Origin of the sequence: Bacillus sp. UMB0728 (assembly GCF_002858875.1) — a bacterium.
Taxonomy (GTDB): Bacteria; Bacillota; Bacilli; order Bacillales; family Cytobacillaceae; genus Bacillus_AB; species Bacillus_AB infantis.
On sequence record NZ_PKLA01000003.1, the window covers coordinates 230,019 to 257,007 of the forward strand.

The 26,989-nt window shown below is 35.5% G+C and carries 27 protein-coding genes; 26 read left to right on the forward strand and 1 reads right to left on the reverse strand.

The annotated features are described in order from the left end of the window. Nucleotides 1-2 precede the first annotated feature (2 nt). The 19 genes from CYJ37_RS12155 to CYJ37_RS12245 all read left to right on the forward strand — a co-directional run bounded on the left by CYJ37_RS12155 (nt 3) and on the right by CYJ37_RS12245 (nt 15,384). Nucleotides 3-311, forward strand: a complete 309-nt coding sequence (locus CYJ37_RS12155; protein WP_101550078.1) for a hypothetical protein — start codon at nt 3-5, stop codon at nt 309-311. Nucleotides 312-371: 60 nt separating this feature from the next. Beyond that, a complete protein-coding gene (locus CYJ37_RS12160; protein WP_101550080.1) occupies nt 372-632 on the forward strand; it encodes a hypothetical protein in 261 nt (86 codons plus the stop codon). A gap of 170 nt (nt 633-802) precedes the next feature. Next, nucleotides 803-1,900, forward strand: a complete 1,098-nt coding sequence (locus tag CYJ37_RS27770; protein ID WP_257964229.1) for a hypothetical protein — start codon at nt 803-805, stop codon at nt 1,898-1,900. Continuing rightward, complete coding sequence (locus tag CYJ37_RS12170) at nt 1,893-3,701, forward strand: terminase (RefSeq protein WP_101550082.1); 1,809 nt, start codon at nt 1,893-1,895, stop codon at nt 3,699-3,701. The genes CYJ37_RS27770 and CYJ37_RS12170 overlap by 8 nt, the downstream gene beginning before the upstream one ends. Nucleotides 3,702-3,726: 25 nt before the next feature. Continuing rightward, nucleotides 3,727-5,193, forward strand: coding sequence for a hypothetical protein (locus tag CYJ37_RS12175; protein ID WP_101550085.1), 1,467 nt, complete (start codon nt 3,727-3,729; stop codon nt 5,191-5,193). A 33-nt stretch (nt 5,194-5,226) separates the two neighbouring features. Further along, complete coding sequence (locus tag CYJ37_RS12180) at nt 5,227-6,750, forward strand: hypothetical protein (protein ID WP_101550087.1); 1,524 nt, start codon at nt 5,227-5,229, stop codon at nt 6,748-6,750. A gap of 70 nt (nt 6,751-6,820) precedes the next feature. Beyond that, entirely contained in the window at nt 6,821-7,351 is a 531-nt protein-coding gene (locus CYJ37_RS12185; protein ID WP_101550089.1) for a hypothetical protein, read from the forward strand. Between the two features lie 48 nt (nt 7,352-7,399). Further along, nucleotides 7,400-8,398 carry a hypothetical protein gene (locus tag CYJ37_RS12190; RefSeq protein ID WP_101550091.1) on the forward strand — a complete coding sequence of 333 codons (999 nt, stop codon included), beginning with the start codon at nt 7,400-7,402 and terminating at the stop codon, nt 8,396-8,398. A gap of 78 nt (nt 8,399-8,476) precedes the next feature. Further along, on the forward strand, nt 8,477-9,055 hold the full coding sequence (locus tag CYJ37_RS12195; RefSeq protein WP_101550093.1) for a hypothetical protein: 579 nt from the start codon (nt 8,477-8,479) through the stop codon (nt 9,053-9,055). 14 nt (nt 9,056-9,069) lie between these two features. Next, on the forward strand, nt 9,070-9,501 hold the full coding sequence (locus CYJ37_RS12200; RefSeq protein ID WP_257964230.1) for a hypothetical protein: 432 nt from the start codon (nt 9,070-9,072) through the stop codon (nt 9,499-9,501). Then, nucleotides 9,495-9,806: a hypothetical protein gene (locus tag CYJ37_RS12205; protein ID WP_180827343.1), complete on the forward strand. Its 312-nt coding sequence runs from the start codon at nt 9,495-9,497 to the stop codon at nt 9,804-9,806. Before CYJ37_RS12200 ends, CYJ37_RS12205 begins: the two co-directional genes overlap by 7 nt. Nucleotides 9,807-9,808: 2 nt before the next feature. After that, a complete protein-coding gene (locus CYJ37_RS12210; RefSeq protein WP_101550097.1) occupies nt 9,809-10,477 on the forward strand; it encodes a hypothetical protein in 669 nt (222 codons plus the stop codon). Then, the gene (locus CYJ37_RS12215; protein ID WP_101550099.1) at nt 10,467-10,958 is read left to right on the forward strand and encodes a hypothetical protein; all 492 of its coding nucleotides are present in this window, start codon (nt 10,467-10,469) and stop codon (nt 10,956-10,958) included. The genes CYJ37_RS12210 and CYJ37_RS12215 overlap by 11 nt, the downstream gene beginning before the upstream one ends. After that, on the forward strand, nt 10,958-11,695 hold the full coding sequence (locus CYJ37_RS12220; protein ID WP_101550100.1) for a hypothetical protein: 738 nt from the start codon (nt 10,958-10,960) through the stop codon (nt 11,693-11,695). The genes CYJ37_RS12215 and CYJ37_RS12220 overlap by 1 nt, the downstream gene beginning before the upstream one ends. 27 nt (nt 11,696-11,722) lie before the next feature. Further along, complete coding sequence (locus CYJ37_RS12225; RefSeq protein ID WP_101550102.1) at nt 11,723-12,508, forward strand: hypothetical protein; 786 nt, start codon at nt 11,723-11,725, stop codon at nt 12,506-12,508. 73 nt (nt 12,509-12,581) lie between these two features. Then, entirely contained in the window at nt 12,582-13,115 is a 534-nt protein-coding gene (locus CYJ37_RS12230; RefSeq protein ID WP_101550103.1) for a hypothetical protein, read from the forward strand. A 33-nt stretch (nt 13,116-13,148) separates the two neighbouring features. Beyond that, nucleotides 13,149-13,571, forward strand: a complete 423-nt coding sequence (locus CYJ37_RS12235) for a hypothetical protein (RefSeq protein ID WP_142385269.1) — start codon at nt 13,149-13,151, stop codon at nt 13,569-13,571. 11 nt (nt 13,572-13,582) lie between these two features. After that, complete coding sequence (locus tag CYJ37_RS12240) at nt 13,583-14,587, forward strand: tyrosine-type recombinase/integrase (protein WP_101550105.1); 1,005 nt, start codon at nt 13,583-13,585, stop codon at nt 14,585-14,587. A 149-nt stretch (nt 14,588-14,736) separates the two neighbouring features. Then, complete coding sequence (locus tag CYJ37_RS12245) at nt 14,737-15,384, forward strand: type II toxin-antitoxin system PemK/MazF family toxin (protein WP_180827344.1); 648 nt, start codon at nt 14,737-14,739, stop codon at nt 15,382-15,384. A gap of 216 nt (nt 15,385-15,600) precedes the next feature. Here the strand turns inward: CYJ37_RS12245 and CYJ37_RS12250 are convergent, their stop codons facing one another. Continuing rightward, entirely contained in the window at nt 15,601-15,969 is a 369-nt protein-coding gene (locus tag CYJ37_RS12250) for a hypothetical protein (RefSeq protein WP_101550107.1), read from the reverse strand. A gap of 199 nt (nt 15,970-16,168) precedes the next feature. Between CYJ37_RS12250 and CYJ37_RS12255 the strand changes: the two genes are divergently transcribed. The 7 genes from CYJ37_RS12255 to CYJ37_RS12285 all read left to right on the forward strand — a co-directional run bounded on the left by CYJ37_RS12255 (nt 16,169) and on the right by CYJ37_RS12285 (nt 26,951). Then, nucleotides 16,169-16,375, forward strand: a complete 207-nt coding sequence (locus CYJ37_RS12255; RefSeq protein WP_101550108.1) for a hypothetical protein — start codon at nt 16,169-16,171, stop codon at nt 16,373-16,375. A 174-nt stretch (nt 16,376-16,549) separates the two neighbouring features. Beyond that, complete coding sequence (locus tag CYJ37_RS12260; RefSeq protein WP_101550109.1) at nt 16,550-17,956, forward strand: hypothetical protein; 1,407 nt, start codon at nt 16,550-16,552, stop codon at nt 17,954-17,956. A gap of 39 nt (nt 17,957-17,995) precedes the next feature. After that, nucleotides 17,996-18,649 carry a hypothetical protein gene (locus CYJ37_RS12265; protein WP_101550110.1) on the forward strand — a complete coding sequence of 218 codons (654 nt, stop codon included), beginning with the start codon at nt 17,996-17,998 and terminating at the stop codon, nt 18,647-18,649. A 51-nt stretch (nt 18,650-18,700) separates the two neighbouring features. Further along, complete coding sequence (locus tag CYJ37_RS12270; RefSeq protein ID WP_101550111.1) at nt 18,701-20,146, forward strand: phage tail tape measure protein; 1,446 nt, start codon at nt 18,701-18,703, stop codon at nt 20,144-20,146. 275 nt (nt 20,147-20,421) lie between these two features. Continuing rightward, nucleotides 20,422-20,763, forward strand: coding sequence for a phage tail tape measure protein (locus CYJ37_RS12275; protein WP_180827345.1), 342 nt, complete (start codon nt 20,422-20,424; stop codon nt 20,761-20,763). A gap of 177 nt (nt 20,764-20,940) precedes the next feature. After that, complete coding sequence (locus CYJ37_RS12280) at nt 20,941-26,181, forward strand: phage tail tip lysozyme (protein WP_101550113.1); 5,241 nt, start codon at nt 20,941-20,943, stop codon at nt 26,179-26,181. Next, entirely contained in the window at nt 26,181-26,951 is a 771-nt protein-coding gene (locus tag CYJ37_RS12285) for a phage tail domain-containing protein (RefSeq protein ID WP_101550114.1), read from the forward strand. The genes CYJ37_RS12280 and CYJ37_RS12285 overlap by 1 nt, the downstream gene beginning before the upstream one ends. Nucleotides 26,952-26,989 lie beyond the last annotated feature (38 nt).

A 26,989-nucleotide genomic window follows, 5' to 3' on the forward strand; every position in this document is an offset into this window, starting at 1 on the left:
AAATGTCTAAGGTCATTCAATTTAAAAAAGAAGAAAATTGCCCAATCTGTGATTTGGTTTCAGAATTCATGGAAGACGTAGCTGAATCTGAATCACCAGAAGAATTATTCTCCTTACTAGCCGAACTAGCTTTGATTTCTAACAACACGGGAACGGATGAAGGATTTGAACGAGGCTTTGATATTGGGCATAAAGTAGGCTATAAAGATGCTCTAGAGTCTGATATGGAAATTAAGAAGCAAATTATTGCCGACATCGAGGAAGAATTAGATAACGACACTGCTTGTGATTGTGACGAGTGTACTAAATAAACCATAACACATATTTGGTATGATGAGTATTCATCCGATGCCTCTTTTGGAGGTTAAACAATGGAAGATAGCCCTAATGTAGTAATAGTGCCAACTCAAGAATCTGCGGAAGATATTATTGAAGATTACTGTGATATGATCCAATATAATTTAGATCACGGAATTCCGTTAGGAGAAGTTCTTGGGTATTTTTTCGATGATGTTTACAGGTGGTCGTCCAAGCAATTCCTCATTGACCAAGCAAAAGCCTGTTTGCAAGGACTAGAAGATATTCATTTATATGAGACAGATGATGAATTATTAATTGATGAAGAAGATTAATTAATACAATACTTATTCTATAATAACACACTTCTCTTTCCAATTGAGGAGTGTGTTTTTTATTTAAGGAATTTTTGTATTGCCACTTTGGAAAAGGTTTCCCCCTCTCCCTTCCCTCCTTCTGAGGTGGTGATACAAAAATTCTTTTTAATTTTAAGGCGGTGACCGAGATGGCAAGGAGTGTAAAAACAGATTCAGAAATTCCACGGAAATCCTGTTTAAAGTGTGAGAAAGTAAAAGCAATGAATCGAGACTTCTATGTATCTGATTCACCAAATCACGCTGACAAGAGACATCCTATCTGTAAACAATGCGTAAAAGAAACATTACAATTAGATGATCCAATGAGTACTTTAAGTATAGATTCTGTAAAGAATGTCCTATTAGAGATGAATCGACCATTCATACAAAGTTTATGGATAACTTCGGTTGAAGAATCAAATAAAACGGGAAAAGATTTGTTTGGTTTATATATGAAAAATGTCTTTCAAAACTTCAGAAGCTTAACTTGGAGAGAGAGTGAATTTGTTGAAAAAACAACAGGTTCTAATGCTGCTGAGACTAAGCAAATTGTAGTTGCTACTCCTCTACCTAAGTCGGATGAAGTTTTAGAGGCAGAAAACAAAAACCGTGAAGATGTTCTCAGAATGATTGGGTATGACCCTTTCGAATATGAGAACTTGGAAGACAGAAGGCATCTTTATAATAAGTTAGTTGATTTCCTTGATGAAAGTGCTTTGGAAGATGGATTTAAACTACAAGCTTGCATAGAGATTGTAAAAGGATTCAATCAAATAGATAGAATAAATATGGCAATAACCAGTTTGACAACAGACATTGATAAAATGTCTAACAGTTCCGGTGGTATTAAAACTTTAATTGATTCAAAGCAGAAAATATTATCATCTCTGCTCAAGCTCGCTGAAGATAACGGGATTTCAGTTAAACACAATAATCAAAAAAGTAAAGGGGCAGGAACATTAACAGGAATCATCAAAACTCTTCAAGAAAAAGGTTTTGAGCAAGGTGAAGTCAACTTATTCGATATTGAAACTTCCCTCGGTATGAGACAGGTTGCTGATCTAAGCAATAAAAGCATCTTTGCTCAATTGCAATTTGATGAAAATGATTACACACAAATGATTCTAGAGCAAAGAGAAATCATTCAAGAATTAGAAGCCAAAGCATCGAAATTTGAAGAAGAGAACAGGCTATTGAAGAAGGAACTATTAAAGTATAGAAAGCAAGAAGGCGACAACAATGAATAATCAAAATATGTCGCAAAGAAAGATTGATGGATATTTAAAGTTAGCAGAAGTAATACAGTGGGGTCGAAAAAATCCAGTAAAATTTGTTGAGCGATTTTTCGGTATGGAGTTACTAGACTATCAAAAGTATGTATTTATGGAGAGTTGGTATAAGCAATATGTGCTGTGGTGTATGGGGCGTAACAGTGGTAAAACTACACTTGGCTCCCCTTTTATAATGGCTAAAAGCTTACTCATTCCTAACTTCCAAGCTTATATACTAGCAGGTGTCGGTTCTCAGTCACAAGAAATGTTCTTAAAAATAGAAAAAATCGCAAAGAGGGAAATTGCCTCGTTCACAGGTCTTACAGATGTATTTTATAACGAAACCGTTAAGAGTGCTGCTAATACTGATGGTTTCACTCATAATCCCGCTTCATTCCAATACAAGTTATATAATGGCTCCATTGTAAACTCTCTGAATGGATCTTTTGATAATAACCGTTCGAAACGTTCAAATTTAAACTTTTATGATGAATCTGGATTTGCTCCAGATGAACTATTCACAACTTCTGAACCTTTTGCGGTACAGAATAGCGACTTCCGTTTAGGCGGAGATGTAGATGTTACCCTTTTCCCTAAACAGATGCCTAACCAACTTGTGTATGCCTCTTCAGCATCCTCAACAGATACATATTTTTATCGAAAGTATTCTGACTTTGCTAAGAAAATGTTTCTTGGAGATAAAAGATATTTTGTTGCAGATATAAGTTCTGACGTTGTTATTAACGCTACATTTAATGGAAAACTCTATCCTGTTTCTCTTCTTTCTCAAGAGACTGTAGACGCAGCAATGCGTGAAAATAAAGAAAAAGCAATGAGGGAATATAAGAACATTTTCACAACTGAGGGTTCTGACAATCAGATCATCAAGAGGGCTATGATAATTAGAAACTCTGAAACTAGACCTCCTACTCTATCTAATGATGGTGGTAGGCAATTTGTATTTGCAATTGATCCGGCTCGTAATCATGATAACTCAGTATCTACTGTTGCTGAAATTATTGATGATCCAAACATTGGATACAGAATGGAAATTTCACACAATGTATCTTGGACTGACTTGGAAAAGAAGAAGAAGACTCCAATTAAGACTCCTGATCAAATTAAAGACTTCAAACGTATGTTAATTGATTTTAATGGCGTAAAAGCTGCTGATTATGAAAACATACATAGAGTTCTTATCGATGCTGGTGCTGGTGGAGCCGGTATGAGTGCTTGGGCAGATGGTCTATTAGAAGACTGGAATGATTCAAATGGTAATTCCCATAGAGGACTAATAGATAAGAATCATGACGAATACAAAAACTACATTTCTAAGTATCCTAATGCAGTAGATAAGATTACTTTGATTTCTCCACAAAAGTACAAAAAGGATATGTTCGAAGCTTTGATAGAAATGATGAATCTAAACTTAATCTCATTTCCTGAAGCTTATGATTATAAAGGTGAACTTACTATTCCTTTGGAGAATGGTGAAGTAAAAAAATATAAACTAACAGATGAAGAAATACTTTCACTGACAAATATCGATATTGCAAAAGAGGAATTGGTTAGTATATATGCTTTTAAGAGTTCGAATGGCAACGTGAGGTATGATCTTCCACCTGACAAACAAAGTAAAATTGGTGATGACAGGGCATATACAATTGCCATGTTGGCTTGGTATTTACAGAAACTGAGGCGTGAAAAAATCACGAACAAGCCTACACCCCTACAGGATATAAACAACTTGTTTATGTTTAAAAAGCCAGCAATATAAAAATAATTAAAAGAGGAGGTGCGAAATGACAGAGAAAGAAAAAAACAATACAGATCTTCAATCACCCTTATTTTTTGCATCGCAATTAGCAAAGGTTATTCTCTCAGATATTGAATCTAGTTCGAAAACTTCTCTTAATGCAAAATACAATAAAGATAAAATAATTGGATATCTTCAAGCTCCTGAAAAGGCAATGAAGGAATTGAGGAGTTTGAGTCAATACCTCTACAACGTCTCTCCAAACTACAAGAGACTTGTTCAATACTTTGCAGGTCTACTTAGGTTTGATTATATTGTAGAACCTTATGACTTAGATATTGAGAAAGTAAATATTGACCAATTTAAGAAGCAATACAACAAAACATTGAAGTCATTGGAGATAATGAATATTCCTCATGAGTTCACCAAAGTTCTTAAATACGGATTTAAAGAAGATGTCTTCTACGGATATGAATTTTCCACAGATGACTCCTATTACATTAAAAGACTTGATCCTGATTTCTGTAAAATTTCGTCTATTGAAGATGGAGTTTACAACTTTTCTTTTGACTTTTCGTTTTTCAAAAAGGACAGTGAAGTAGAAGCCTATCCACAAGAATTCAAGTCCAAATATAAGCAATATAAAAATGACAGGAAGAAACAGTGGCAGGAGTTAGAATCTAAAAATACCATTTGTTTTAAAGTGAATGAGGAACTTGTATATCCCATGCCTCCCTTTTCCTCTGTGTTCGAAGCTATATTTGACATTGATGACAACAAGAGAATGAGAAAAGTAAAAACAAAAATGGATAATTACATGATTCTGACACAAAAGATTCCAATCGCAAGTAATCAGACAGAACCTAATAAATTTCTCATTGATATGGATACAGCTATGAACTTTCATAAGATGGCTTCTGGTTCACTTCCTGATGAAGTTGGACTAATAACATCCCCTATGGACATCGAAGCAATCAAATTGGAACGTGGAAAGAATAACGACAATGACAATGTTGCTGAATCAGAGAGAAATTACTATAACGCAGCAGGAGTTAGTCAGGCTCTGTTTAACACGGACAAATCATCCGTAGCTAGTATGGGAAAATCTATTATAACTGACGAACAGATTGTCTTTATGGCTCTTCAGCAATTAGAAAGATGGCTCAATCGAAAATTAAAGCAAAGTAATGGTAAGTATAAGTTCCGAGTAAAATTCTTAGAAACTACAAGATTTAACGTAGATACCGTTCGAGATGGGTTACTTAAATCTGCTCAGTATGGAATGCCAGTAAAATCTGCTCTAGCTGCTACATGGGGGTATACTCCAAGTGCTTTTATGAATATGACATTCCTAGAAAATGAGATTATGAATCTGCCAGAAAAACTTATCCCCCTCTCTTCTTCTCACACTACTTCTGGGAAAGATGGTGCAGGAGCACCTGCTAAGAATGAAGATGAGTTAACGGATTCTGGTGTTCAAACTAGAGACAATGATGGAAACATTAGGGAATGATTAAGAAGTTCCCATTGAGAGGAGGTGAAATGGTTGGATAATAAGATTGACACGCTAGTTCCTGTTCTATTTCAGAAACTAAAAACTTATGAAGACGAATCCGAAGATACACGTTTTCTTAAAGTGAAAATCTGGCTGATGCATACAGAAGAAAATCTCAATGGTAGTTACTTCAGTAAGGAGTCTGTTGAAGCAGCAATCCCTACACTGGCTAACACTCCAATTCTCGCATACATTGAAGATAATTCTGAAGGTGAAGAGGATTTCTCTGATCACAGAATGATTTTAGTTAAAGAAGATGGAAAGTTTAAGGTTAAGTATGTAGGGCAGGCAATAGGACTTATTCCTGAAAATAATGATGCCCAATTTGAAAGCAGAGTCTGTGATGATGGAATTGAACGTGAGTTCCTAACGGTTACTGGATATGTCTGGACAAAATTTGATTCACCTATTGATATTTTTAATAGAGATGAAATTAAATCTCAGTCTATGGAGTTGCATGACAATTATCAAGGTGAATGGAAGGATGATGGTTTATTCCATTTCACTAAATTCTCCTTTTACGGTGCGTGTGCTTTAGGAAATGACGTTCTCCCTGCTATGAGATCAGCTACCATAGAAGCTCAATTCTCTCAAGATAAACTCTTTGAGGAAATCAATAGTAAGATGGAAAAATTTAAACTTACATACAGTGAGTTTGAAAAAGGAGGTAATGCAAAAGTGGATGAAAAGTTAGAACTTTTGGCTAAGTATTCATTAACTGAAGAAGACCTTGCTGAAAAAGGTATTGTTTTAGCAGACTTTTCTGTTGAGGAATTAGAAGCAAAACTTATTGAGTTAAAAGAGCCAGAGCAAGAATTCACTTTGACAGGCGAGCAGTTTGTTTCAGAACTAGTGAATGAATTACGCAAAGAAAAAATCAAAGATGATTGGGATTGGGAATATTCCCGTTACAGTTATGTTGACTACAAAGAGAATGAAGTATTTGCTTATGACTGGACAGAAAACTATACACTTTATGGATTCACATTCTCAGCCGATGGAGACAAAATTACAATTGATTTTGATTCTAAGAAGCGTAAGAAGTTTGAAATTGTTGACTTTGATGAAGGTACTTCAGGGGAATTCAGTGTAATCCCTAAAGATGCTCTTGAGTATGAAGTAAAAGTAGCTGAAAAGAAGATTGAAGATAAATTTGGCAAAGAACAAGAAACCCTTAAAGAACAATTCTCTAAGCTTGAGCAAGATGCTGAAGAACTTCGTCAATTCAAAGCTGGCAAACTTCAAGAAGAGCGCACTGAAAAGGAATCTGCTCTATTTGATAGTTTCTCAAACGAATTGACTGAAGAAGATGTTAAGGATCTAAAAGAAACTGCATCTGAGTTCTCTCTTGAGCAATTAGAAGAAAAGTTGTTCACTTTGGTTGGTAAAAAGAAAGCTAATTTTACTAAGCAACCTAAACGTGAAAAACAAACATCTGTAAAAATAGAAGTTGAAAATACTTCAACTGAAGAACCTGCACCATACGGTGGGCTTTTAGAAAAATTTTCAAAATAATTTAGGTTTCATTGAGCGTTCTTATTAAGAAGGCTTTTTTATTTTTATAAAAATTAGGAGGAAATAAATAATGGCAAACAGTGTTGTTAGATTAGATAAGCTTAAATCCGTTTACGGAGGTCACATTTTCTCAGTTCGTGCTGCTGAAGAAATGCAGAATGGTTTTGTTGCACACCTTGGAAATCTTGAAGATGGTGAGCGTGAAGTTTACGCAATTGACAAGCCAGCTACTGCTACTATCGCTGAAAAAGGTCTTGTATTGATTGCTAACCCTGCTATCAACTATGATGAAAGGCTTCGTTCTGAGCAAGATTACAAAATCGAAGCTGGTGAAGCTGTTCGTGCTTACGAGCTGAACGAGCGTGACATCTTCTCTGTTACTAAAGAAGGTCTTTCTCTTATCGGTGCAGACGCAGTTAAAGGTAACTATGTAGTTGCACAAAATGGTTCTTTCAAACTTAAAGAAGTAGCAACTCTAACTGGTGATGAAGCTTTCGTTGGTAAAATCGTTCGTCAAGATCAAATTGGTACTAGCACAATTGCCGCTAGTGGTCGCATCCTTACTTACGTTGTAATCGAAGTCGTTAAAAACAAAAACTAATTAATGTAAAATAATTTAGTACATTGATATTTTAGGAGGAAATTAATAATGAAACAAGATTTGGTAAAATTATGTGTAGATACTGTACGTGGTCAAGTACAGAACTACTCTTCAGAAAAAGCAAGTGATGTAATTCGTAAAGCGTTCTTTGAAATTATGGGCACTGAAAAGCCAACTTTCAAAGATGTTCGTAGACATAAAGTAGAAGTATTTGAAATCCTTGAAGAAGTTCTTGATAACACTGTGATCAATGGAGTAAACGAAGATGAGTTCTTCATGCAATTTGCTGAAGTTCGTAACGTTGCTCTTGGTGATTCCATTAAATTCAACGTACCTGATAACAGCCTTCTTGTTGCTTCTGAGCTTGCAGGAAACCACTGGGATATCACTCGTCAAAAATTAGATGCTGGTGTAGATTTCACAGTTGATACAAAAGCTTTCGGTCTTGCTGTCTATGCCGACTTCTTGGCTTTCCTTGCTGGTCGTATCGATTTCGCTGCTCTTGTTGCAAAAGTTGCTCGTGCAATGCAAGATCTTATTTACCAAGAAGTTGCTGCTTCATTCGCCGCTGCATCTGCTTCCCTTCCATCTCAATTCAAGGCTACTGGTACATACGATGAGTCTCAATTGGTTGAAATTGCTGCACATGTAGAAGCTGCTTCTGGAACTGCTCCAGTTATCGTTGGTACTCGTAAAGCACTTGCTAAAGTTACTGCTGGAATCAACCCTGCACTTCTTTCTGACCGTACTAAGGACAACCTTAACAACACTGGTCGTATTGAAGTTGTAAATGGTATGACTCTTGTTCAACTTCCAACTGTTCATAAAGCCAACTCTTTTGAATTCGCTTATGACGATAACCAACTTCTTATCCTCCCTTCTGGTGAGAATAAGCCAGTTAAACTTGTATACGAAGGTGACAGCCTTGTTAAAGAAGTTTCTGATGGAACAGAAAACATGGATATGTCTCTTGAGTACAAATTCATCACAAAGTTCGGTACTAATGTAGTATTCTCTAGCCTGTACGGAGTTTACAAACTTAGCTAATTAAATACAAAATAAGTTAATGTATGAGGGTGGATTTACATCTGCCCTCTTTTAAATGGATTATAAGGAGGAAATAAAATGGCTGAAAAGAAAACACCTGCAAAAAGGAAAGCACCTGCTAAAAAAGCGGTTGAAGAAACTCAAATTGTTGAAAAAGCAGAAGAAGTTACTGAAACTCCAGCACCTACACCTAAGCGTAAGCAAAAAGTTGAAATTGACCGCAACGAGTTAGTTTCTTGTAGAAATGTAACTGATGGTCAATTGATCTACAAATCTCGTAAAAATGGTTTGACAACTGTTTGGATGAATCATGGTGACACAGAATATCTTGAAGTTGCTGAACTTCTCACAATGAAAGCTTCACAACCTAAATTCTTGAATGATGTATGGCTTGTAATTGATGACGAAGATGTAGTGGAATTTTTGGGACTTAAACACATTTATAAAAACATTGTGGATATTGATGATGTGGATTCTTTCTTTGATAAGTCTCCTTCTGATATGGCTGAGGCATTAACTAAACTTCCAAAAGGGTTGCAAGATACTATTGGAACAAGGGCTAGAAAGCTAATTGAGTCTGGTGAACTTTATGATACAAGGAAAATTTCTGCACTTGAGGAAGCATTGAAGATTGAACTAAAAATGTTTGTTGAATAATAGGAGGTATTAGGATGACTACCTCTTATGAAGAAATTTACTCTCGGTTTCTACCTAAAATTACAGACTATACTTTCTACAATGCACCCAAGGAAGAAGTAGAGGACTTCATGCTCCCTCTTCTTAAATCATCCATCGTAAATTTTAGATACTGTGATAAGTTAGGTGATCGTGATGATTCCCTTAAACAGTTTAATCTAGATTTATCCGATGAGGAACAAGAAATACTGTCTGTTCTAATGTGCGTGGAATATCTTACGCCAAAATTACTTACTGATGATTTATTAAAGCAAAAACTCAATTCCAAAGACTATTCACTTTACTCCCAAGCCAATCAAATTAAAGAAATCAGACAAGTTCGAGATGACTTTTCAAGCAAAGCTAACTCAATGATGATGCTGTACACATACAAGGCGACTAGAATGGACGGTTTCAAGTCATGTTAGCAATGGAAAGCACCTTATATCATAACTATCTCGAAGTTTCTAAAAACCGGATATTTAAGATCCTTCCACTCATTGAGGAAGAAAATGATGGCTTGTATCATTACATTGATTCTCTTTTGTTTGAATTATACGGCTTGCAATATGTAGTGAATGGAGTTAAGGATTCCTTTTCTTATCTGTCAATTCTTTGCGGATTAGAATCTATCCTTGATGAAACTCTGGTCAATGAAAGAGACTTTAAATTCATCAGAAGCGAAATATTTAAATTAATTGGTCTTGTTGAGAGTCTGCAGAAAGGAGAATAAATATGAGTTATTTGGACTTATATAATAGACGACTTAATTCTGCTGGAAACTCTTCAAGTGAATCAATTATTAATTCGACTAAGCAAAGCATAAATGGCAGTTTTAGTTCTTCTTTAGGATATCAGACTGTATTGATTGACGGTGTGGAGAAGGAATCAATTATTTCTCAAGGTAAGACTAGTGATGATAAGAAAATTCTATTACTACCTGACGAAAAGTTGAATATTGGATCACTGGTTTACATTGGTGATTTTCATTATCTGACGCTTGATTCTTTTAACGAAGGAATTAATGAGGTTTATCCGACAGGTGTTCTTAAGAAATGCAACTCTACCCTGCCTATCCAATCCGGTAAAACAAGAGTTTTAATTGGAAACAATCCTAGAACTGGTGAGCCTATTTATGATTGGGTTGAAGGTGAAGAAACACTTGTTCCTTGTGTAACTGAAACTAAGTATTCCATTAGGGAGAACAATGATAAGATCCCCATTCCTGATGGAACTATGCTCATTACAATGCAATACAAGGAATCCTTACCTATTCAGCATAACTTTGAATTTTCTATGTATGATGAGCGCTATAAGGTTCTTAATATTGATAAGACAAAAGTATTAAACGGAAAAGGTATCATAGTCATCACTGCTGAAAGGGTGCAAATAAGTGAACCTTAAAGATTTCTCCATTGAAGTAGAAGCTATTTTAGTCGATGAAGAATTATTGAGGCTCCTACATTACTCCCCTAAAAATGGTATGGATGACCCTCTTGATTCCTCAAAACCTAATATACTCGACAAACCAAGTGAAGATAAATGGGATATAATCCGACATCACATTGTTCCTGCAATTAAACTGGACGACCTAGAAAATGAAAAGAAATGCAGGATATTCTATTATGCTGGTGCTGGAAATCCAACAAACAATAACTATTTGTTTAGTAACCAAGAGTATGTATTTGAAATTTTAGTGCCGTATGATTTTCAGATAATTGATAAGAGACTTGAGATGATTTGCGACAGAATAAATGATCTAGTATCCAATAAACAAATTGGTGGAGTCGGTAATACTTTCTTTAGAAGAAGATCCCCTATTTCAGTAACCAAAGATTACTTAGGATTCAGATTGGTGTATGAATACGTCAGTGAGAACTATTAATGAGTCCAGATGTTGAATTTTCATTAATCGTTGGTACTCCTGTAAAACTGGATGACTTAGGCTACATATACTTACCCACCATTAAAGAAATAGCTACAATTGGATTTACTAATTATCAGACATACTTATCAAACCTTCTTATCACTAAAAATGACTTCATAAAGATGCTAGAGATTAAGGATGATTATTTGTCTGAATTTAACTCTATGTCTGACTTTGAAGCATATCGTACTATTTGCATTGGTGTACCTGAATTCAAAGAAGTTGTAATAGAAGCTTTGGAATACTTCACTAAAAGTAGGTTCTCATTTTCTGATGAGAATTTTTTTATTTCTACAGACACTTCCTCCTCTCCCCTATCTGAAGATCAATTTTACTTCATTCAAGATATTTTGCGTATAGCAAACAACATTGAAAAAGACAGTGATGAGGAAGATTTTAATCCAGCAAATGAAATGGCAAAAAAATTCATGGATATGATCAAGAAAAATAAGAAAAAGCAGCCAAAGAGAAAAGAGAAAATTAACTTGATTAGTATAATATCTTCTTTGCGCTGGAAATCTTGTGAATCTGAAAATATCAATAATCTGACCGTTTATCAACTGTATGACGGTTTTTCGAGGTTAAATGCGATTGATGATTACCACTATACTTTAACCGGAATCTACAGTGGAACAGTTGACCTTAAGAAAGCCAACCTGTCCGATAAACATTGGGCAAACATTATTAAAAAATAATTAAATTTAATGGAGGATGATTTCTACATGGCTACACCTAATAAATGGGCAGTACGCTCGGTTGCTCGTGCAACATTCTATGATCTTGTAACTAATAATGCTATTGCTTACCTTGACACTCTAAAAACTTCTGGAGTAAATACAACTTCTGAAACTTCTTATGCTCGTGGTGGAGACGGTAACGTTAAGCTAGTTGGATTCAGTTCCAACAAAGAATCTAGGATTACTCTAGAGGATGCTATTTTTGACAACACTGTTCTTGGAATGCTTACAGGTAATGATGTAGTAACTGGAGTAGCACAAGACATTTACAAGCGTGAAATTCTTGAAGTTGTCGGAGGTAAAGTTACTCTTTCTAAAACTCCTAAAGGCGACCTTTTGAGCGTATATTCTCTTAAAGTTGATGGAACTCATGATGAACTGCAAGTTGAAGGTATCCCTGTTGCCGATGAAGGTACATATGAGCTAGTTGGTAAGGAATTGACTGTTGACACTGCTTTAAACGGTAGAAAAATTGCAGTTTACTACATGGTGGAGTCTGACACTACTGCAACTGAAATCAAAGTTACTTCTGATGCATTTGGTGGTTCTTTCAAACTTGTCTTGGACGTTCTTGTGCGTGACTACTACACTAAGAAAGACTTTGCTGCTCAGTTAATTATTCCAAACGGTAAAATTGAAGATGAGTGGGAATTCAGCTTTACTCCTGATGGAGATCCTGCTACGCTTTCTATCCCTATTGAAGTACTTCGTGACCCTTCAAGTACAGATATGTGGACTATGAAGATTTATGATGATTCACTGATTCAATAATAAATAAACTAACATGAGTAGGTGGACTAATCTCCCCTACTCTTTTTTTTAGGATTAAAAGGAGGAAAAATAAATGGCTAAAAAATCAACAGAGCTGAAATTATCGGACATCAAGAAAAACGCTAAATCCATGCACACGATGGAACCCTACGAATTAGAAGATGGTAAGACTATTACCTTCTATCCCCTCTTCCCTGAATTGATGATTGAGCAAATGCTTGAAGAAATTCAGAAACACTACATCACTTTACATGAAAATGACATCGAATTTTCAGAGAAAATGAATCTGTATTTCATCAATCTAATGATGATTAAATATTTCACCCATTTCAAAAAAGATATGCCAGACAGCCTATTTGCTGAAGGAAAGAAAGCTGGATTATTAGATTGGTTAAATCACTTTGCTGATACAGGGCTGCTGAAAACAATTATGGATGAAGTGTTTATGAAGGATCAAGTGATGAAGGTTCATGACAAAATCGCTGAATTCATCGGTGCAAGTCAGTTGCTTGAGGAATTGGGAGTTAAAGCTCAGAAGAAATTTGAGGATTTGAAGTTAAAGAATGCTGATGTGTTTGAGCAATTAAACAAAATGAATGTTCAGTAAGTGAGTTGATATAGTTTGCCCAGTTTTAAAAACATGAAGGAATTAGAGAAGTTTTTAAATCAAACAATACAGGACTCTTTAAAAACTGATGTGTCTAAGAAGATAGTTAAAGTTGCTGAGGACAGAGTTCAAAAAGATGTGTATAACGTTTACACACCGAAGGAGTACACTCGTTCCGGTGAATTAAAAAAGAGTTTTGAAGTAAAAGAGATTCCGAATGGTATTGAAATTGAGAATACGCGAAAAGACGGTAACAGAGAAATTGATGAAATTATTGAGTATGGTCATGACAAATCTGCACAAGGATACGAATACCCTGCGTATTATCCCGGTGGCGACAACTTTACGCAGCCAAGACCATTTATTGAAAATACAAGGCAGCAAATTTTGAATGAAAATATACATGCAGATGAATTAAGAAAGAGTCTAAATAAAAAAGGACTAGATGTAAAGTAGGAGGTGAAATAATGACAATTGAAAAGAATATGCTGAGGGATAGAGCTAAAAGAATGCCTGATGTAACTGATGAGATGTGGAAACTTGTGAATCAGGAATATAGAGAATTAGTGGAAGAGTACATATCTGTCCAATCCCATTCTCCTGCCACTAAGAAGCAGTATATCAGTGGTCTTAGACAGTTTGGATACTATGTCTATAGTTCAATGAACAACAAACCATTCCATAAAATTACTAAGCGTGACTTTATGAGATACATGAGTTTTCTTAGAGATGATAGAAAAATGTCACCTAGTGGTATTGGTTTCAAGAAAGCATGTGTATCAAGTCTGTGTAATTATATAGAGAATGTAATTGTGGGAGAAGAAGACTTTAAGCATTATGATTTGTTCAGAAACTTTACAAGAGGACTACCTGCTATTCCCAAATCAAGTGTCTATGAAAAAGTTAAAATTTCTTACGATGAATATAAAGAAATGATGCAAGTTCTTGAAAGTGATGAAAACTATTTAGGCATGGCTTGGTTAGCCACAGCATTCAACGTAGGAGCAAGAAGATCCGAAATCATTCAATTCAAAACTGAAATAACAAAATATGATTTTCCTGAAGAGTCAACTTTCATATATAGTCACAATGTACGCTTAAAAGGCAGAGGCATTGATGGCAAAGTGGAGCCTTATATGGTGAATCGAGAAGCTTTACAGTATATAAATCTTTGGCTAGAGAAACGTGGATATGACCATGAATACATATTTACAACTAAGTATGACGGTAAGATTGAACAGATGTCATCTGGTTGGGCTAATTATTTCTGCTCAAATGTGTTGTCAGACATATTGGGACGTAGGATCAATCCTCACTTATTTAAAGCTAGCTGTGTAACTTTCTTATTGGAACAAGGAATTAAGCTTGAGCTTGTCTCCAAGTATGTAGCCCACCATGAGCAGGTCGGCACAACGATAGCTCATTATGACTTACGTGACTTTGAAGAAGAAAAGAATCAAATCTTTAAATAATATTCAACTTTTATTTGAATCAGTACAGCTGAGTTTATCGGCTGACTGCTTGAAATTGAAGTAACAATGCCTCCCATTTATCTACAACAAATCTCCTATAATTCTCGAAATATGGTAAAATATAGAGAAGAATGGGAGGGGGAAATCAAGTGACTGTTAATTATGCTGAGGTTAGAAGAGTAATAAGCAACCTAAGTAATAAGGGTATCAAAAGCGTGAGTCATCATGATATTGTGAATAATAAGAGTCCATTCCTAGAAAAGTATTCTAATTTCCTTGATGATTTATCTGCCTATGATGTGGCTAGCATTATTCACGATATGGGACACTGGGAAAAATTCAAATACCCTAGCACCAAGCCCTATAAGTACAATAGAAGAGATATTGTTTTTGTAAATTTAGGATCTAACAACATTGGCTATGAAGCCTCTTATAGACATCCTTGTATAATATATCAAAATGGTTATAATGATGCACTCGTAATACCTTGTTCCACTGGAAGGTATCATGTGAAAAATGAGTACATTTTAAAGGGAGAAAGAACAGACGGATTTAATGAAAAAACTGGGATTCAATTAGATAAATTAAGGGTAATAGATAAACACAGAATCGAAGGAAAAGTATTGGGTAGAGTAAGTAATAAGAAATTTAATGAAATTACAAATCAAATTATTGAACTTTACTTCTCACCTGTTAAGAAGAAAATAGACAAGCTTGAATTAGAAAAGTCTCAATTAATGCTGGAAATTGGAATTTTAAAAGCTGAAAAAGAAAAACTTATAGCTGATAAAAGTTAAGTATTGACTTTACTTACAATAATTTGTTATTATTGACTTAAGATATTGAAGCGCCTAGTAGCGCATAGCCATATTTTTATATGGATTTTTGAAGGATTAGACCTTTCACTACCCATGTGAGAGGTCTTTTTCATTGTCTAAACTTAATACTCCACAAATTAAAACACACTTCCCTCTTCCCTACTCTGGGTTGAAGGAGTGTGTTTTTTGTTGTGGTTATTTATCGCCTTTGGGATCGTTTAAAGCTTTCTTATATTGATCCTCTTTGAAGTTTGTAGTATTTCTTCTCTTAGGTGACGGAGTATTTAAATCAACTTCATAAGGATTATATACCTCTTTACCGGCGTACTTTACTGCTGGCTGTGAAGGTTGATTGTACTCATCTCTTGGAATTCCTTGTGATCCTAGTGTACGTTGTTGGTCACGTTGGATGCCGTTCTTTGATTCTATAACATGCGACTCCAATAGATTAACTACATAATTACTTAGACTGCGATTTTCCTTAGCAGCAAGTTCCTTAAGCTCATTCTTTACTTTCTTAGGAATGATAACAGTCAAACGATCATTATCTGCTGATATGCTCATTAAATCCCTCCGACCAATTACACTAATGTATCTTACTTATAAGTAATTATAATGGATTAACTTTTTAGTTTCCACACCTTTTATAAACCTTTTAAAAATATTTTCATATATTGGTTGACAAAAGGTTTATAAACCCTTTATTATGATATTACAAACCAAGACGACAACTTAGACAACATAATATTGAGGAGGAATTTAAATGGTTGATGTACACGGCAAGTTAGAATTGGACGTTTCCCTTCCCTCTAAGTTTAATGATGATACTTTAGCAATGCTTGATGTGAATTATAGGCTACATCCAGATTTGATAGTTAGCTATAAAGTAATTGCTACAGACAGCAAAGGTAATGAGATTGAATTGGATTGCCATAGTGGAAAAGTAACACTCGATGAGGTTACTGATTAATAAGATTGATAAATTGATAGCTGATGAGGCTACATATTGGATTGTTTGTATCTTGTGAGTGCGGTTATAGACTGATCATCTATAATTAGCACCCTTCCCTGCTTTGCACTCACAAGTTTCTTTTATATTCTTTTATATGAGGAAGGAAAACTGACTTGGGAAGGTGATTGGGAAATGGGTAAATTAGATGGAATACTGAGATATAATCAAGAAAAGAAATTAGACTTAGATTATTTAAGAAGAATATTTATATTAAAAAAATATCTATTGCTTACTACGGAGTATGTGGGGAACAAACAAAAACTTGACTTTGTATGTTCAAAGCACCCAGAATTAAAAACTCAAACAACTAATGCAGTCAGATTGAGGAAAATCACGCATAACTGCTTGGCTTGTCAGAAAGAAAGTAAACTTGAAAATAGCTTACTGGCTGTATCAAATATAGATATTATTGAAACATACAAAGCTATTCTGTCAGGCAAGTTGAAAACTTTCCCTAAAGGATTTTTTCAACATTATTCTTTAAAAGACCTTAAAGGCTTGGTCAATTATTACATTAGTGTGGCAAAGAATGAAACAGATGATATAGCTAAAATTGTATCTCATGATATGTTAAGAAAGTATAAGTTAAGTGGATTATTGAAGGAAAATAGTAATTTTGAAATCTTAGATCTTGTCTATCCTAACTTATTTAAGCCTTGGGAACTTTCTTCTTGCCCACCTAAATTTTGGAACAATGAAGATAATGTTAGAGAGGCTTCTATATGGTTCTATCAAAAATTGTTAGAAGACAAAGTAATTAATTCAGAAGAGGAAATCTTAACAATTAAAAACTACGGAGTCCTTTTTAAGAAATATAAATTAGATGGATTATTTTATACAAGATTCAGCTCTAGTCACTATGGGTTTTGGAATTATTTATTTCCAAATAAGTGGTTAGAGTGGGAATATTGCCATACTCCCAAACACTATTGGGAAAATCCAGAGAATCGAATAAAAGCCCTCAAAGAGTTAATTGAATTAAAATTGAATATGTCTATTTCCAATATCCCAAATGAATTTTCGTATTCTCTTTTGGTAAAACAGCATAGGAAATTTGCAGCTATTTGTGATATATACTATTCCTCAAGTCTATTTCAATGGATTAATGAGTGTTACCCTAATACTTTCACTGACAGTGATTTCTATCAAAATATTGGTATAGATGGCACTAAATTGGACTCTAAAGCTGAAGTAAAAATTCATGACATATTTATTAAAAATAATTTAAAAGTAACTTACTTTGAAAATAAAATAGCTAACATAGGTAATTTTGTAAATGAAGATCATAAGGAAAGTTACATTCCTGATTGGATTATTAATGATTCAATAATTGTTGAGTATTATGGATGGTACAATGATAAATATTACGAAACGCATAAGTTGCTGAAAAAATATATGGATAAAGCAAGAAGAAAAAATAATTACTACAAAGGTTTGCCAAACTATCAGTTTATTGACCTTTATCCCTCTGATCTAGAAGACAACTTAAAGGGATTAATTAAAAAGTTTAAATCACTAGGCATTAATTTGACAATTTAATGGTATAATGGTCTCAAAAACCTTTTGAGGTGATACCTTATGGAGATTATTATATTTATTGTCTTATTAATATTAGTAATTGGAATTGTAAATAATAACAAGACAAAACACAAGACTAAGACTTCGATAAACATTTTAAACCAAAATAAAATCTTGGATTATCTTAATAATTTTGATGGAATTCAAAAGTTTATTGCTAGGGATTATTCCTGTGCATTGGCATATTCCGAAGAGAAAAATAATGTCTATCTTATATCTCCCAAGCTTAAGAAAGATAATGGAGAATATGAATTTAATTACACCTCTCTCCCCTCTTCAAAAATTATTGAAGCAGAAATAATTATTGATAATCAAACAATTCACAAAACAGTTAGAGGGCAACAAATCTTAAATACTGCTGTAGGTGGAGCTTTATTTGGTTCAGTCGGTGCTCTTATTGGAGGATTAACATCTGATAAACTTAAGCAAGAAAAAATAAAATCAATTGACTTAAAGATTCTAACAGAGGATGTTAACTCCCCTATTCACAAACTTAACTTTCTTAAAAATGTAGATCCGAACACAGGTGAAGTCATTAAGGATGGATACTTGAAAGACAGTAGTGAAGTAAGAGCTGCTTTAGGCAATATTGAGAAATGGCATGGAATTATGGAAATAATAATCAGACAACAAAATAAATCAGTAAACGTTTAAGAAGTGTCAATTAGGCACTTCTTTTTATTTTGTAAAAAGGAGTTGACTTAATTGGCTGGAAATAACGACTTAAAATTGCTGATCACTGGTCAGCTGAACATCGGCAATACCATAAGGGAAATCAATACCGCCTTAAAGGGTATTGAAAAGAAAATAAACAAGTTGAAGATAAGTGCGGATATTGATGCAAACGTAATTAAAACCTTATCCAATTTCTCGAAAGCAATGGAGCAACATAAAAAGGTTGCTGCAGATTTAAATCGTGTCATCAGAGAAGAAAAGACAGTTACTAAAGAAGCAGATGGTACTGTTAAAGAGAAGATTAGGCAGCATCTCAAAAGTGGAGAAATTATTGATAAAGAAATAACTAAAATTAAAGAACAAACTAAAGCTACTCAGAAACAAGCCGAAGAGACTCGGAAACTAACTGTTGAAATGGACAGATTGGCTAATAAACAAAAACAAGTAACAAAGCAAAACGCACAGGGTAAATATTCAGGTGGTTCAGTTACTACTGGAGATAAATTTAAGAATGTCACTACTACTTACAATGGTAGCAATGAGCAAACAAGTCAAAGAACTGTTGAGAATTTTAGAGCACAAGAACAAGCTGTTGAAAGACTAAAAAGTAAATTACAAGAACTCAACAATGCTGGCACAATAACTAACGCCTCCCTCTCAAGAATGTCTAATGCGATTAAAGGTGCTCAATCAGAGAAAGAGTTAAGTAGAATTGCACAAGTTTTAAATCGAGTTCAAGATAGTTCAAATTCACGCAAACAAACTAGAGAGTTAGAACATCAATTAGACTTGTACAGAAAACAAGCTGAGATTAATGCTCAGAATCTTAGACGTAGATACGGTAGTGCTCTTGGTGATGACGGTAACAGGCAACTAAATAATTATCTTGCAGCAGTGAATAGGTTGAAAGCGACTACACCTAATTTGAATCAACAAATGCAACAGTTGGCTATGCAGTTTAGATCAGTGTCTGCAAATGTAAATTCAGCAACTAGCCATGTATTGTCTTTCGGACAACAATTGCAAGTTGCGATGGCTAGGATACCCGTATGGGTAACTGGAATGACCATGTTCTATGCTCCGTTACGTGGAATGCAAGATGCACTTTCTCAAATTATCGCTATTGACTCCCAACTCACTGTACTAGATCGAGTATCAAACGGACAAATTGAAATTAACAAAGCCCTTGAGGATAGTGTCGCTCTCGCACAAAAGCTAGGTAATACTGTACAACAGGTCAACGAAGGTGTTATCGCTTTTGCCCGTCAAGGATTTCGTGGAGAAGATTTAACAATGATGGCTGAGTATGCAACATTACTCGGCAATATTTCCGATATGTCAGTTGAAGAATCTGCATCAACTATAACTGCAGCAGTCAAAGGGTTAAACCTTGAAATGGAAGAAAGTCTTCATGTTATTAACGCTTTAAATGAAGTAGACAACAATTATGCGATTTTTAATAGTCGCCTAGTATAGTAATATACTAGTGAAAACTCAGTGAACCCTATTGCTCAGGGGTGTATGGCTTTTACCATGCTAACGGTGAAACTCTAAGGGAGAAATCCTATGACAATACCGTGCCAAGCTCATTTAATAAATGAGAAGGTGTAACGACTATTCCCTAGTGGAAGTACAGCAGAAGGTTGAGCTACTGTTGGAAGTGCTGAGTATCCTCCTTAACGAGGATAAAGAGATAGTCTAGACCCTCTTTAAATATGTCGAAAGACAGGGTATAACGAACAACACAAGATTTGTCTACTGCGTTAATGAAATCAGCCGGGGCAGCGCAAACTTACGGTGTAAGTCTCGAAAATACCTTGGGATTTGCGACAGCCATCGGGCAAGTTACTAGGGAATCAGGAAGTATAATTGGAAATTCCTTGAAGAGCATCTACTCCAGAATTACCAGTATCCAACCTGCTATAGATTCCCTTGCAGCAATTGGAATTAACATAAAAACTTCTTCTGGAGACATGAGAGACGTACAGAATATCCTCACCGATCTTGCAGGGCAATGGAAGTCTCTTTCGAAAGAACAACAACAAAATTTAGGCTTACAAATTGCTGGTAAAAAAAATTATCTGCCAGCCTAATTGGAAACAGTTAGAAAACAAAGGTGTATATCGGTGAAACTCCAGAAGTGGACAATACCGACAGAAACCCTATTAGGGGACTGCTAGAGACTGCCATCACCCACCCTAACAGATTAAGCTGAGGGCGAAGGTACAGTCCGAACTGTGCGTATAACATTTTGAAGGCACAGAGTTAATTTGAAAGAATTAACCGCCAATATAAAATTGGTCAGTAGCTTTGAAATACAAGCGAAAGTAACAGAAAATTCGAGATATCAATTAAGCCGATTTTTAATTTTAATGGATCAATTCCAAGAAGCTCAAAAAGCATCAACTACTGCCCTCAATTCAGAAGGTTCGGCTTATCGTGAGAATGAGGCTTTCCTAGATAGCTATCAGGCAAAATTAAATCAACTTGCTAATAGTTGGACAACACTTTCAACTACTATGGGAGAAAAAGTCCTCGGTTCAGGGATCGTTGTTGTATCTGAAAGTTTAACATCTATAGCCAACGCAACATCATTTGTTGTTGATAAAATAGGACTTTTACCTCCTCTTTTTACTATTGCTGGAGCAGCATTTTTAGCCTTTAATAATCACACTAGGACTTCAATTGCTTCTCAAGGAGTGTTGGCTACTAGTTTAGTTAGAACTGGCGATGCTATGACAATAGCTACTGGTAGGTCTAGAGTACTTCAACAACAATTATATAACTTAACATTAGCAGGAAGAGCCACTGCTGCTTCATTTGGTTTCATGGGTAAAGCAATGGGTGGAGCACTGTCCTTTTTGACTACCGCAGCACTGCCATTGGCTGCTTTTGCTGCTTTAGGTGCGGCTATTTCTTATGCTACAAATAAAGTTGTAGAGCATAGACAGGCACAAAAGGAATCTCAGGAAGAAATAGATAAGCTAACTAAATCATATGGTGAAAATGAGACTCAGATAGAATCACTTATTTCAAGATATGAGCAGTTAGATAAGCAAGTTAAAAGTGGAAGTATTGCTGAAACCGATAGTGAGTACTTAAAAGTTCAACAGGATCTTTACACACTCCTCCCTTCTGTGGCTGCTTCAGTTGATGAAAAAGGTCAAGCACATTTACGCTCTGCAGATGCAATTCGTCAGGAAGTTGGATACCTTAAAGAACTTTCTAAAGTTGATGCTGAACAGTTTATTAATGACTTTCAATCTAAGTTGGCTGATTTAAATAACAAAATTTCAGAAACTCAGGATAAACTTAATGAAATTAATGAAAGACAAAACAGTGGATACTCCGAATTAATTCCTTGGTTTGGTGTTAGGGAAAAAGCTCAACTTGAGGATATGGCAGACAGTATTATTGGCAGAAGAGATATAGAAGCCAAACTAGAAGAAAGAAAACGCCTATTCCAAGACTTAGGTAAATCATATGCCACTTATTATGGTGTACAAAGCAATGTAACTGAAGAAGATCAAAAGTATATAGACACTATTGTTACTAAAAATAGTAAGCTCCTAGAATCTAAGAAAGGCATCAAAGAGGTTGAGAATCAAGTTAAAGCCTATATTGGATCTGTAGGAGAAATAAGAAAAGTATCAGGAAATCTTTTTGATACTGAGCGTATTCAGCATTTATCTAAATTTAATGCAGATGCGGTAAATCTTTTTAATGAGATGTCTACCGCCATGAAGAATGGTAATCAGGACTGGGACAAATATGGAGACAGTCTTGAAAAGGTCGGATTTAGCGGCAATGAAGTCACATCCATCTTAAATTTACTTAAGACAGGTCATGACGAAGCTACTGGGGCAACTATCGCTTATGTGGATGCTAATGAAGAAGCTGTGGAAGTTGAGGAAGACAGAAGGACGTCAGCTGAAAAATTGGCTGGAGTTACAACAGACCAAATTGATTCCATCTATGAATTAATTGGTACTTATAATGTTCTCTCTGCCCTAGAAGCCGACAATGCAGATAAATCTGAAGAATTACTGGCTGTAACTGATCAACTTGCTGCTATCTACCCTCACCTTGCTAAAAATAAGTTAATTAACATTAAAGCTGTGGAGGAAGAAGCTAAGGCTCAGGACATCCTTCTCAAGGCAGTCGAGTCCCTAACTCAGGGTAAGCTCACGAAGGAGCAACAGCAAACCACAGTCACTGCCCTGCAAGCTAAGAAACGTATTGACATTCTCAAACAAGAACTAGCTGCCCAACAAGCAATTGTTCAAAAGTTTAATGAAATGTCTAAGACTCTTGCAGATAATGCAATGGGATTAGAGCAAGAGAAATTAGCGAGCAAAGCATATGACAGAGCAAGAAGACTCACCTCTGATATTGACATTCAATTACCTGACTTCAACGCTCAAATCGATGCATTAGGCACAGTAATAGATTATAGAGGTAGAGAAGCTGAGGCTATCGATAAGCAAAATAAAGCTACAGAGAAAGCTAGTAAGGAATATTCCAACAGCACTTACGTCTCAGATAAATTCAAGCAATCACTCGACAATGTAAATTCCGCCCTAGAAAAACAACGCCTTATCCAAGAAAAAACAGCCAAGCATTCCAAGCAATATCAGACAGCACTAAAAAATGAGATCTCCCTTCTTGGTCAAAAGAAATCCTTACTTGAAGCTCAAGCTAAATCCCTAGATGCTCAAATTAGATCAGGTAATATACAGCAGACAGGTATACTCACAACTAAATCAACTGTCACCTCTCCTGTTCCTGTATCAACAACAGCCACTAATTCATACGCATCAGGTAGTAGTTCTGCAGCTACAATATGGAATTTCTTCAAGTCAAAAGGTTTCTCTGATTCAATTGTTGCTGGTATTATGGGTAACTTGAAGCTTGAATCCGGTTTGAATCCTAATGCAATCAATAAGTCTTCTGGTGCTACAGGTATTGCTCAATGGTTAGGTGGACGTAAGACTAATCTTTCTAACTTTGCAAAACAGTCTGGTACATCTATGTACGATCTGAATACACAACTTAACTTCCTTTGGAAAGAGTTGAACGGTTCAGAAAGACGGACTATGAGTTATCTGCAAGGTGCTCAGAATGCTAGTGCATCTCAAGTAGCAGCAATGTTCGACAAATTGTTTGAACGCAGCGAGGGTACTCACATCCCTCAACGTCAAGCATACGCCAATCAATACCTCAGTCAATTTGCAGGTAAAAGTGGAAGCGTTCCTGTCTCTGTTTCTACGTCATCCACTGATCCACTTGAAGCAGCATCTGAAGCATCGAGAATAGCGGCTGAGAATGCTCAAAATGTTGACCAAGCTAAGAGTGACTTATTGCAACTTCGCTCCGATTCAATGTCTGTCCAAGCCGAAATTGAAAGGTTACAACTTGAATTAATTAAGACTCCTCTCTATCAGGCAGAGAATCGTTTCAGACAAATCGACTCTAATATGAAGATTATTGATGCTCGTATGAGTAAGCAGGATGAAACGTCAAAAGCTTACCGTACTGAATTAGAGAATCAGGTAATCCTCCTCAAAGAGAAGAAAAAGTTAACTGAGCAGAATATGGTCTACATTGAAAATGAGTTAAAAAAGAATAAAAATCTCACTCAGATTCAACGTGATGAACTGCAGCAGACTTATCTTGACCTTAGAGATTCTTTAGTTGATTTGGATAACAGTATAGTCGATAACCGTAATAGCTTCCTGAACAGTGCATTAGATGGTTTAAATAAGCGATTAGATGAGGCTAATCAGAAGTATACTGATCAGATTCAAATCATTGAGCATTTGATGGCTGTTTCAAATGGTAACGAATCAGAACAGAATAAATTACAAACTCAGAAACTGTCCCTACTCGCTAAACAACGTAAAGAAATTCAGAATAATATCAAGTTGCTAGAGTCTCAGAATAAGAATTTAGTTAACAGTAAAGATGCCTTAGAGAAGAATAAGCAAGAAACTCAAAAGTGGAAAGAAGCACTTATGGGTGTGGAAACTTCCATTCAAGGTATTTACGCTGACCTAGCCGACAAGGTTATCCAAGCTCAGAAGGATTACTATCAAGAAAGACTAAACGCTGAATTGGATGCACTTGATGAGCGTGATAAGGCTATACAGGATTCTTATGATAAAGAACGTAAAGCAATGGAAGATAATCATAAGCGTCAAATTGAATTGTTGGATAAGGAGCTTAAAGCTTATCAGGATGCAGTCAACCAACGTTTAAGAATGATTGATGACCTTGACTCTGAACGTGACTATAATAAAGAGTTAGAAAAGTTATCTGCTGAAAAGTTAAAACTCGAAGCTGAGCGAAACAAATTATCCCTTGATACTTCATTTGAAGGTAATGCACGTAGGCTTGAAATTGAAGAACAACTCAAGGATAAATTGGAGCAAATCGAGGAATTAAAATATCAGCGTGAGATTTCTCTACGTAAGCAAAGTTTACAGGATGACTTAGATCAGAAAACAGAAGAAATTGAAAATGCTAAGGATGCCTTAGGGGAGAAACAAGAAGCTGAACAGGAGCAACTTGAACAATCCCATAGAGCATTAACGGATAAATTGGAAGAAGATAAGAAAGCTATCCAACGTCACTATGACAATATCATCAATGATGAGCGTAAATGGGCTAAAATCCGTGAAGATATAATGAAAGGCAACTTAACTAATCTGTCTTCTGAATTGGTCGGATTCTCTAATGATGTTGCTTTGAATATGTCTCACATGGGTGACTCGATAAAAAATAATCTAATAGACAGACTTAAAGAAGCTATCGACCTAATGAAGCAAGTAAGCTCTGCAGGTGTAGGTGGATTCCAATCCGGTATCTCTAATCCATCGACTCCTACCTCCCCTTCTACTAGTGGTGGAAGCTCAGGTGGCAGCACTAAACCTTCTACTCCTACAATGTGGAATGGGTTAGAATTCAAATCTGGTCAAATTGGAATGATTGAAGTCAACAAAGCAATCAATCTATGGAAAAGGGTTAACGGTAAACTTGTAGAGGAACGTATCCTTAAACCGGGTGAAAAATTCCGTGTGTATGGATATGACAGTGCTTACGGTGGTCAATATGACGTAGGTGGAGGAATGTGGGTTACAAACATGCCTTCTCATATTAAATATATGACTCCGAGTAAAGACCTGTTCGACAAGTATCACGATGGAGGAATTGTCGGAGGTAAAGGTAACAGGCTTACGGAAATGGCTAACAAACTATTCAATGTTGGTAAAGGTGAGCAAGTAATTAAATCCCTACAGGGTGAGTTACAAATTCCACCTAAGAATATCCCTAACATTTTCAAAAATATCAGCAATTTAGTAGGCAGCCTATCCCCTTCTGCTTCTGGTGGAAATACCATCATCAATCTTGGTGGAATCCATGTTGCTAATATGAACGGTACTCAGCAAGATGTAGATAATCTTTACAGCAGAATCAACAATAAACTTAAATCGAGAGGAGTGAGGACTTAATGAGACAAAGTGAAGGATTTGTATATGATGGTATATCATCTGAGGAAATGGAAGTTAGACAAGTTAACTCATCTGCTGGTTTGTATGAGGAAACTTTCATGGCATCTAAGAAAATCAACGAGGAAAGAATCAGAGGTCGAGACACATCATTTCTTTACAGTGTAGATTATGATCCTCTCTCCTTCCCTCTTGAGTTATATTTTGATGAAGGAATGTCAGATGAGAAAAGTTATAAAGTTGCTCGTTGGTTAAATAAACAATATTATACTCCATTCTATACGCTCACTAACCCTGAGCGTATTTTTTATTGTATGCCAGTTGATGATATATCCGTTATTCACAATGGAATTAAACAGGGTTATTTAAAGCTCACAATGAGATGCAACTCACCTTATACATACAGTCCATATATGACTTATGAATATGATTTAAGCAACAATACTTCAACTGGAACGGAAATTAAATTAGAAAATAAAGGTGAAGAAACTTACCCTGAAATTTGGATAACAACAAAAGAAATCGGTGACTTTTCCATTGTAAATAAATCTGATTCAGGAAGAGAGATGAGATTTTCTAATTTACAAAATGGGGAATCATTATACATTGACTCGGACAATGAGGAAATTGAAAGTGACCTCCCTCTCGCCTATCGTTATGACAATCACAATGGAGTATTTTTCAACTTACAATATGGTGTCAATCGATTACAAGTGTACGGAAAGATTCAAATGAAAATTAGATACAGATATAAATTTTTACTAGGTTTCTAAGAGGCTGATTCATTTCAGTCTCTTTTTTATTTAATAAA

Coding starts and splice junctions, on each gene's coding strand:
- CYJ37_RS12175 (WP_101550085.1), top strand. CDS start 3,727: ATGACAGAGAAAGAAAAAAACAATACAGATCTTCAATCACCCTTATTT.
- CYJ37_RS12260 (WP_101550109.1), top strand. CDS start 16,550: ATGGGTAAATTAGATGGAATACTGAGATATAATCAAGAAAAGAAATTA.
- CYJ37_RS12155 (WP_101550078.1), top strand. CDS start 3: ATGTCTAAGGTCATTCAATTTAAAAAAGAAGAAAATTGCCCAATCTGT.
- CYJ37_RS12160 (WP_101550080.1), top strand. CDS start 372: ATGGAAGATAGCCCTAATGTAGTAATAGTGCCAACTCAAGAATCTGCG.
- CYJ37_RS12240 (WP_101550105.1), top strand. CDS start 13,583: ATGACAATTGAAAAGAATATGCTGAGGGATAGAGCTAAAAGAATGCCT.
- CYJ37_RS12285 (WP_101550114.1), top strand. CDS start 26,181: ATGAGACAAAGTGAAGGATTTGTATATGATGGTATATCATCTGAGGAA.
- CYJ37_RS12210 (WP_101550097.1), top strand. CDS start 9,809: ATGAGTTATTTGGACTTATATAATAGACGACTTAATTCTGCTGGAAAC.
- CYJ37_RS12205 (WP_180827343.1), top strand. CDS start 9,495: ATGTTAGCAATGGAAAGCACCTTATATCATAACTATCTCGAAGTTTCT.
- CYJ37_RS12220 (WP_101550100.1), top strand. CDS start 10,958: ATGAGTCCAGATGTTGAATTTTCATTAATCGTTGGTACTCCTGTAAAA.
- CYJ37_RS12250 (WP_101550107.1), bottom strand. CDS start 15,969: ATGAGCATATCAGCAGATAATGATCGTTTGACTGTTATCATTCCTAAG.
- CYJ37_RS27770 (WP_257964229.1), top strand. CDS start 803: ATGGCAAGGAGTGTAAAAACAGATTCAGAAATTCCACGGAAATCCTGT.
- CYJ37_RS12230 (WP_101550103.1), top strand. CDS start 12,582: ATGGCTAAAAAATCAACAGAGCTGAAATTATCGGACATCAAGAAAAAC.
- CYJ37_RS12200 (WP_257964230.1), top strand. CDS start 9,070: ATGACTACCTCTTATGAAGAAATTTACTCTCGGTTTCTACCTAAAATT.
- CYJ37_RS12265 (WP_101550110.1), top strand. CDS start 17,996: ATGGAGATTATTATATTTATTGTCTTATTAATATTAGTAATTGGAATT.
- CYJ37_RS12255 (WP_101550108.1), top strand. CDS start 16,169: ATGGTTGATGTACACGGCAAGTTAGAATTGGACGTTTCCCTTCCCTCT.
- CYJ37_RS12190 (WP_101550091.1), top strand. CDS start 7,400: ATGAAACAAGATTTGGTAAAATTATGTGTAGATACTGTACGTGGTCAA.
- CYJ37_RS12235 (WP_142385269.1), top strand. CDS start 13,149: ATGAAGGAATTAGAGAAGTTTTTAAATCAAACAATACAGGACTCTTTA.
- CYJ37_RS12170 (WP_101550082.1), top strand. CDS start 1,893: ATGAATAATCAAAATATGTCGCAAAGAAAGATTGATGGATATTTAAAG.
- CYJ37_RS12185 (WP_101550089.1), top strand. CDS start 6,821: ATGGCAAACAGTGTTGTTAGATTAGATAAGCTTAAATCCGTTTACGGA.
- CYJ37_RS12225 (WP_101550102.1), top strand. CDS start 11,723: ATGGCTACACCTAATAAATGGGCAGTACGCTCGGTTGCTCGTGCAACA.
- CYJ37_RS12195 (WP_101550093.1), top strand. CDS start 8,477: ATGGCTGAAAAGAAAACACCTGCAAAAAGGAAAGCACCTGCTAAAAAA.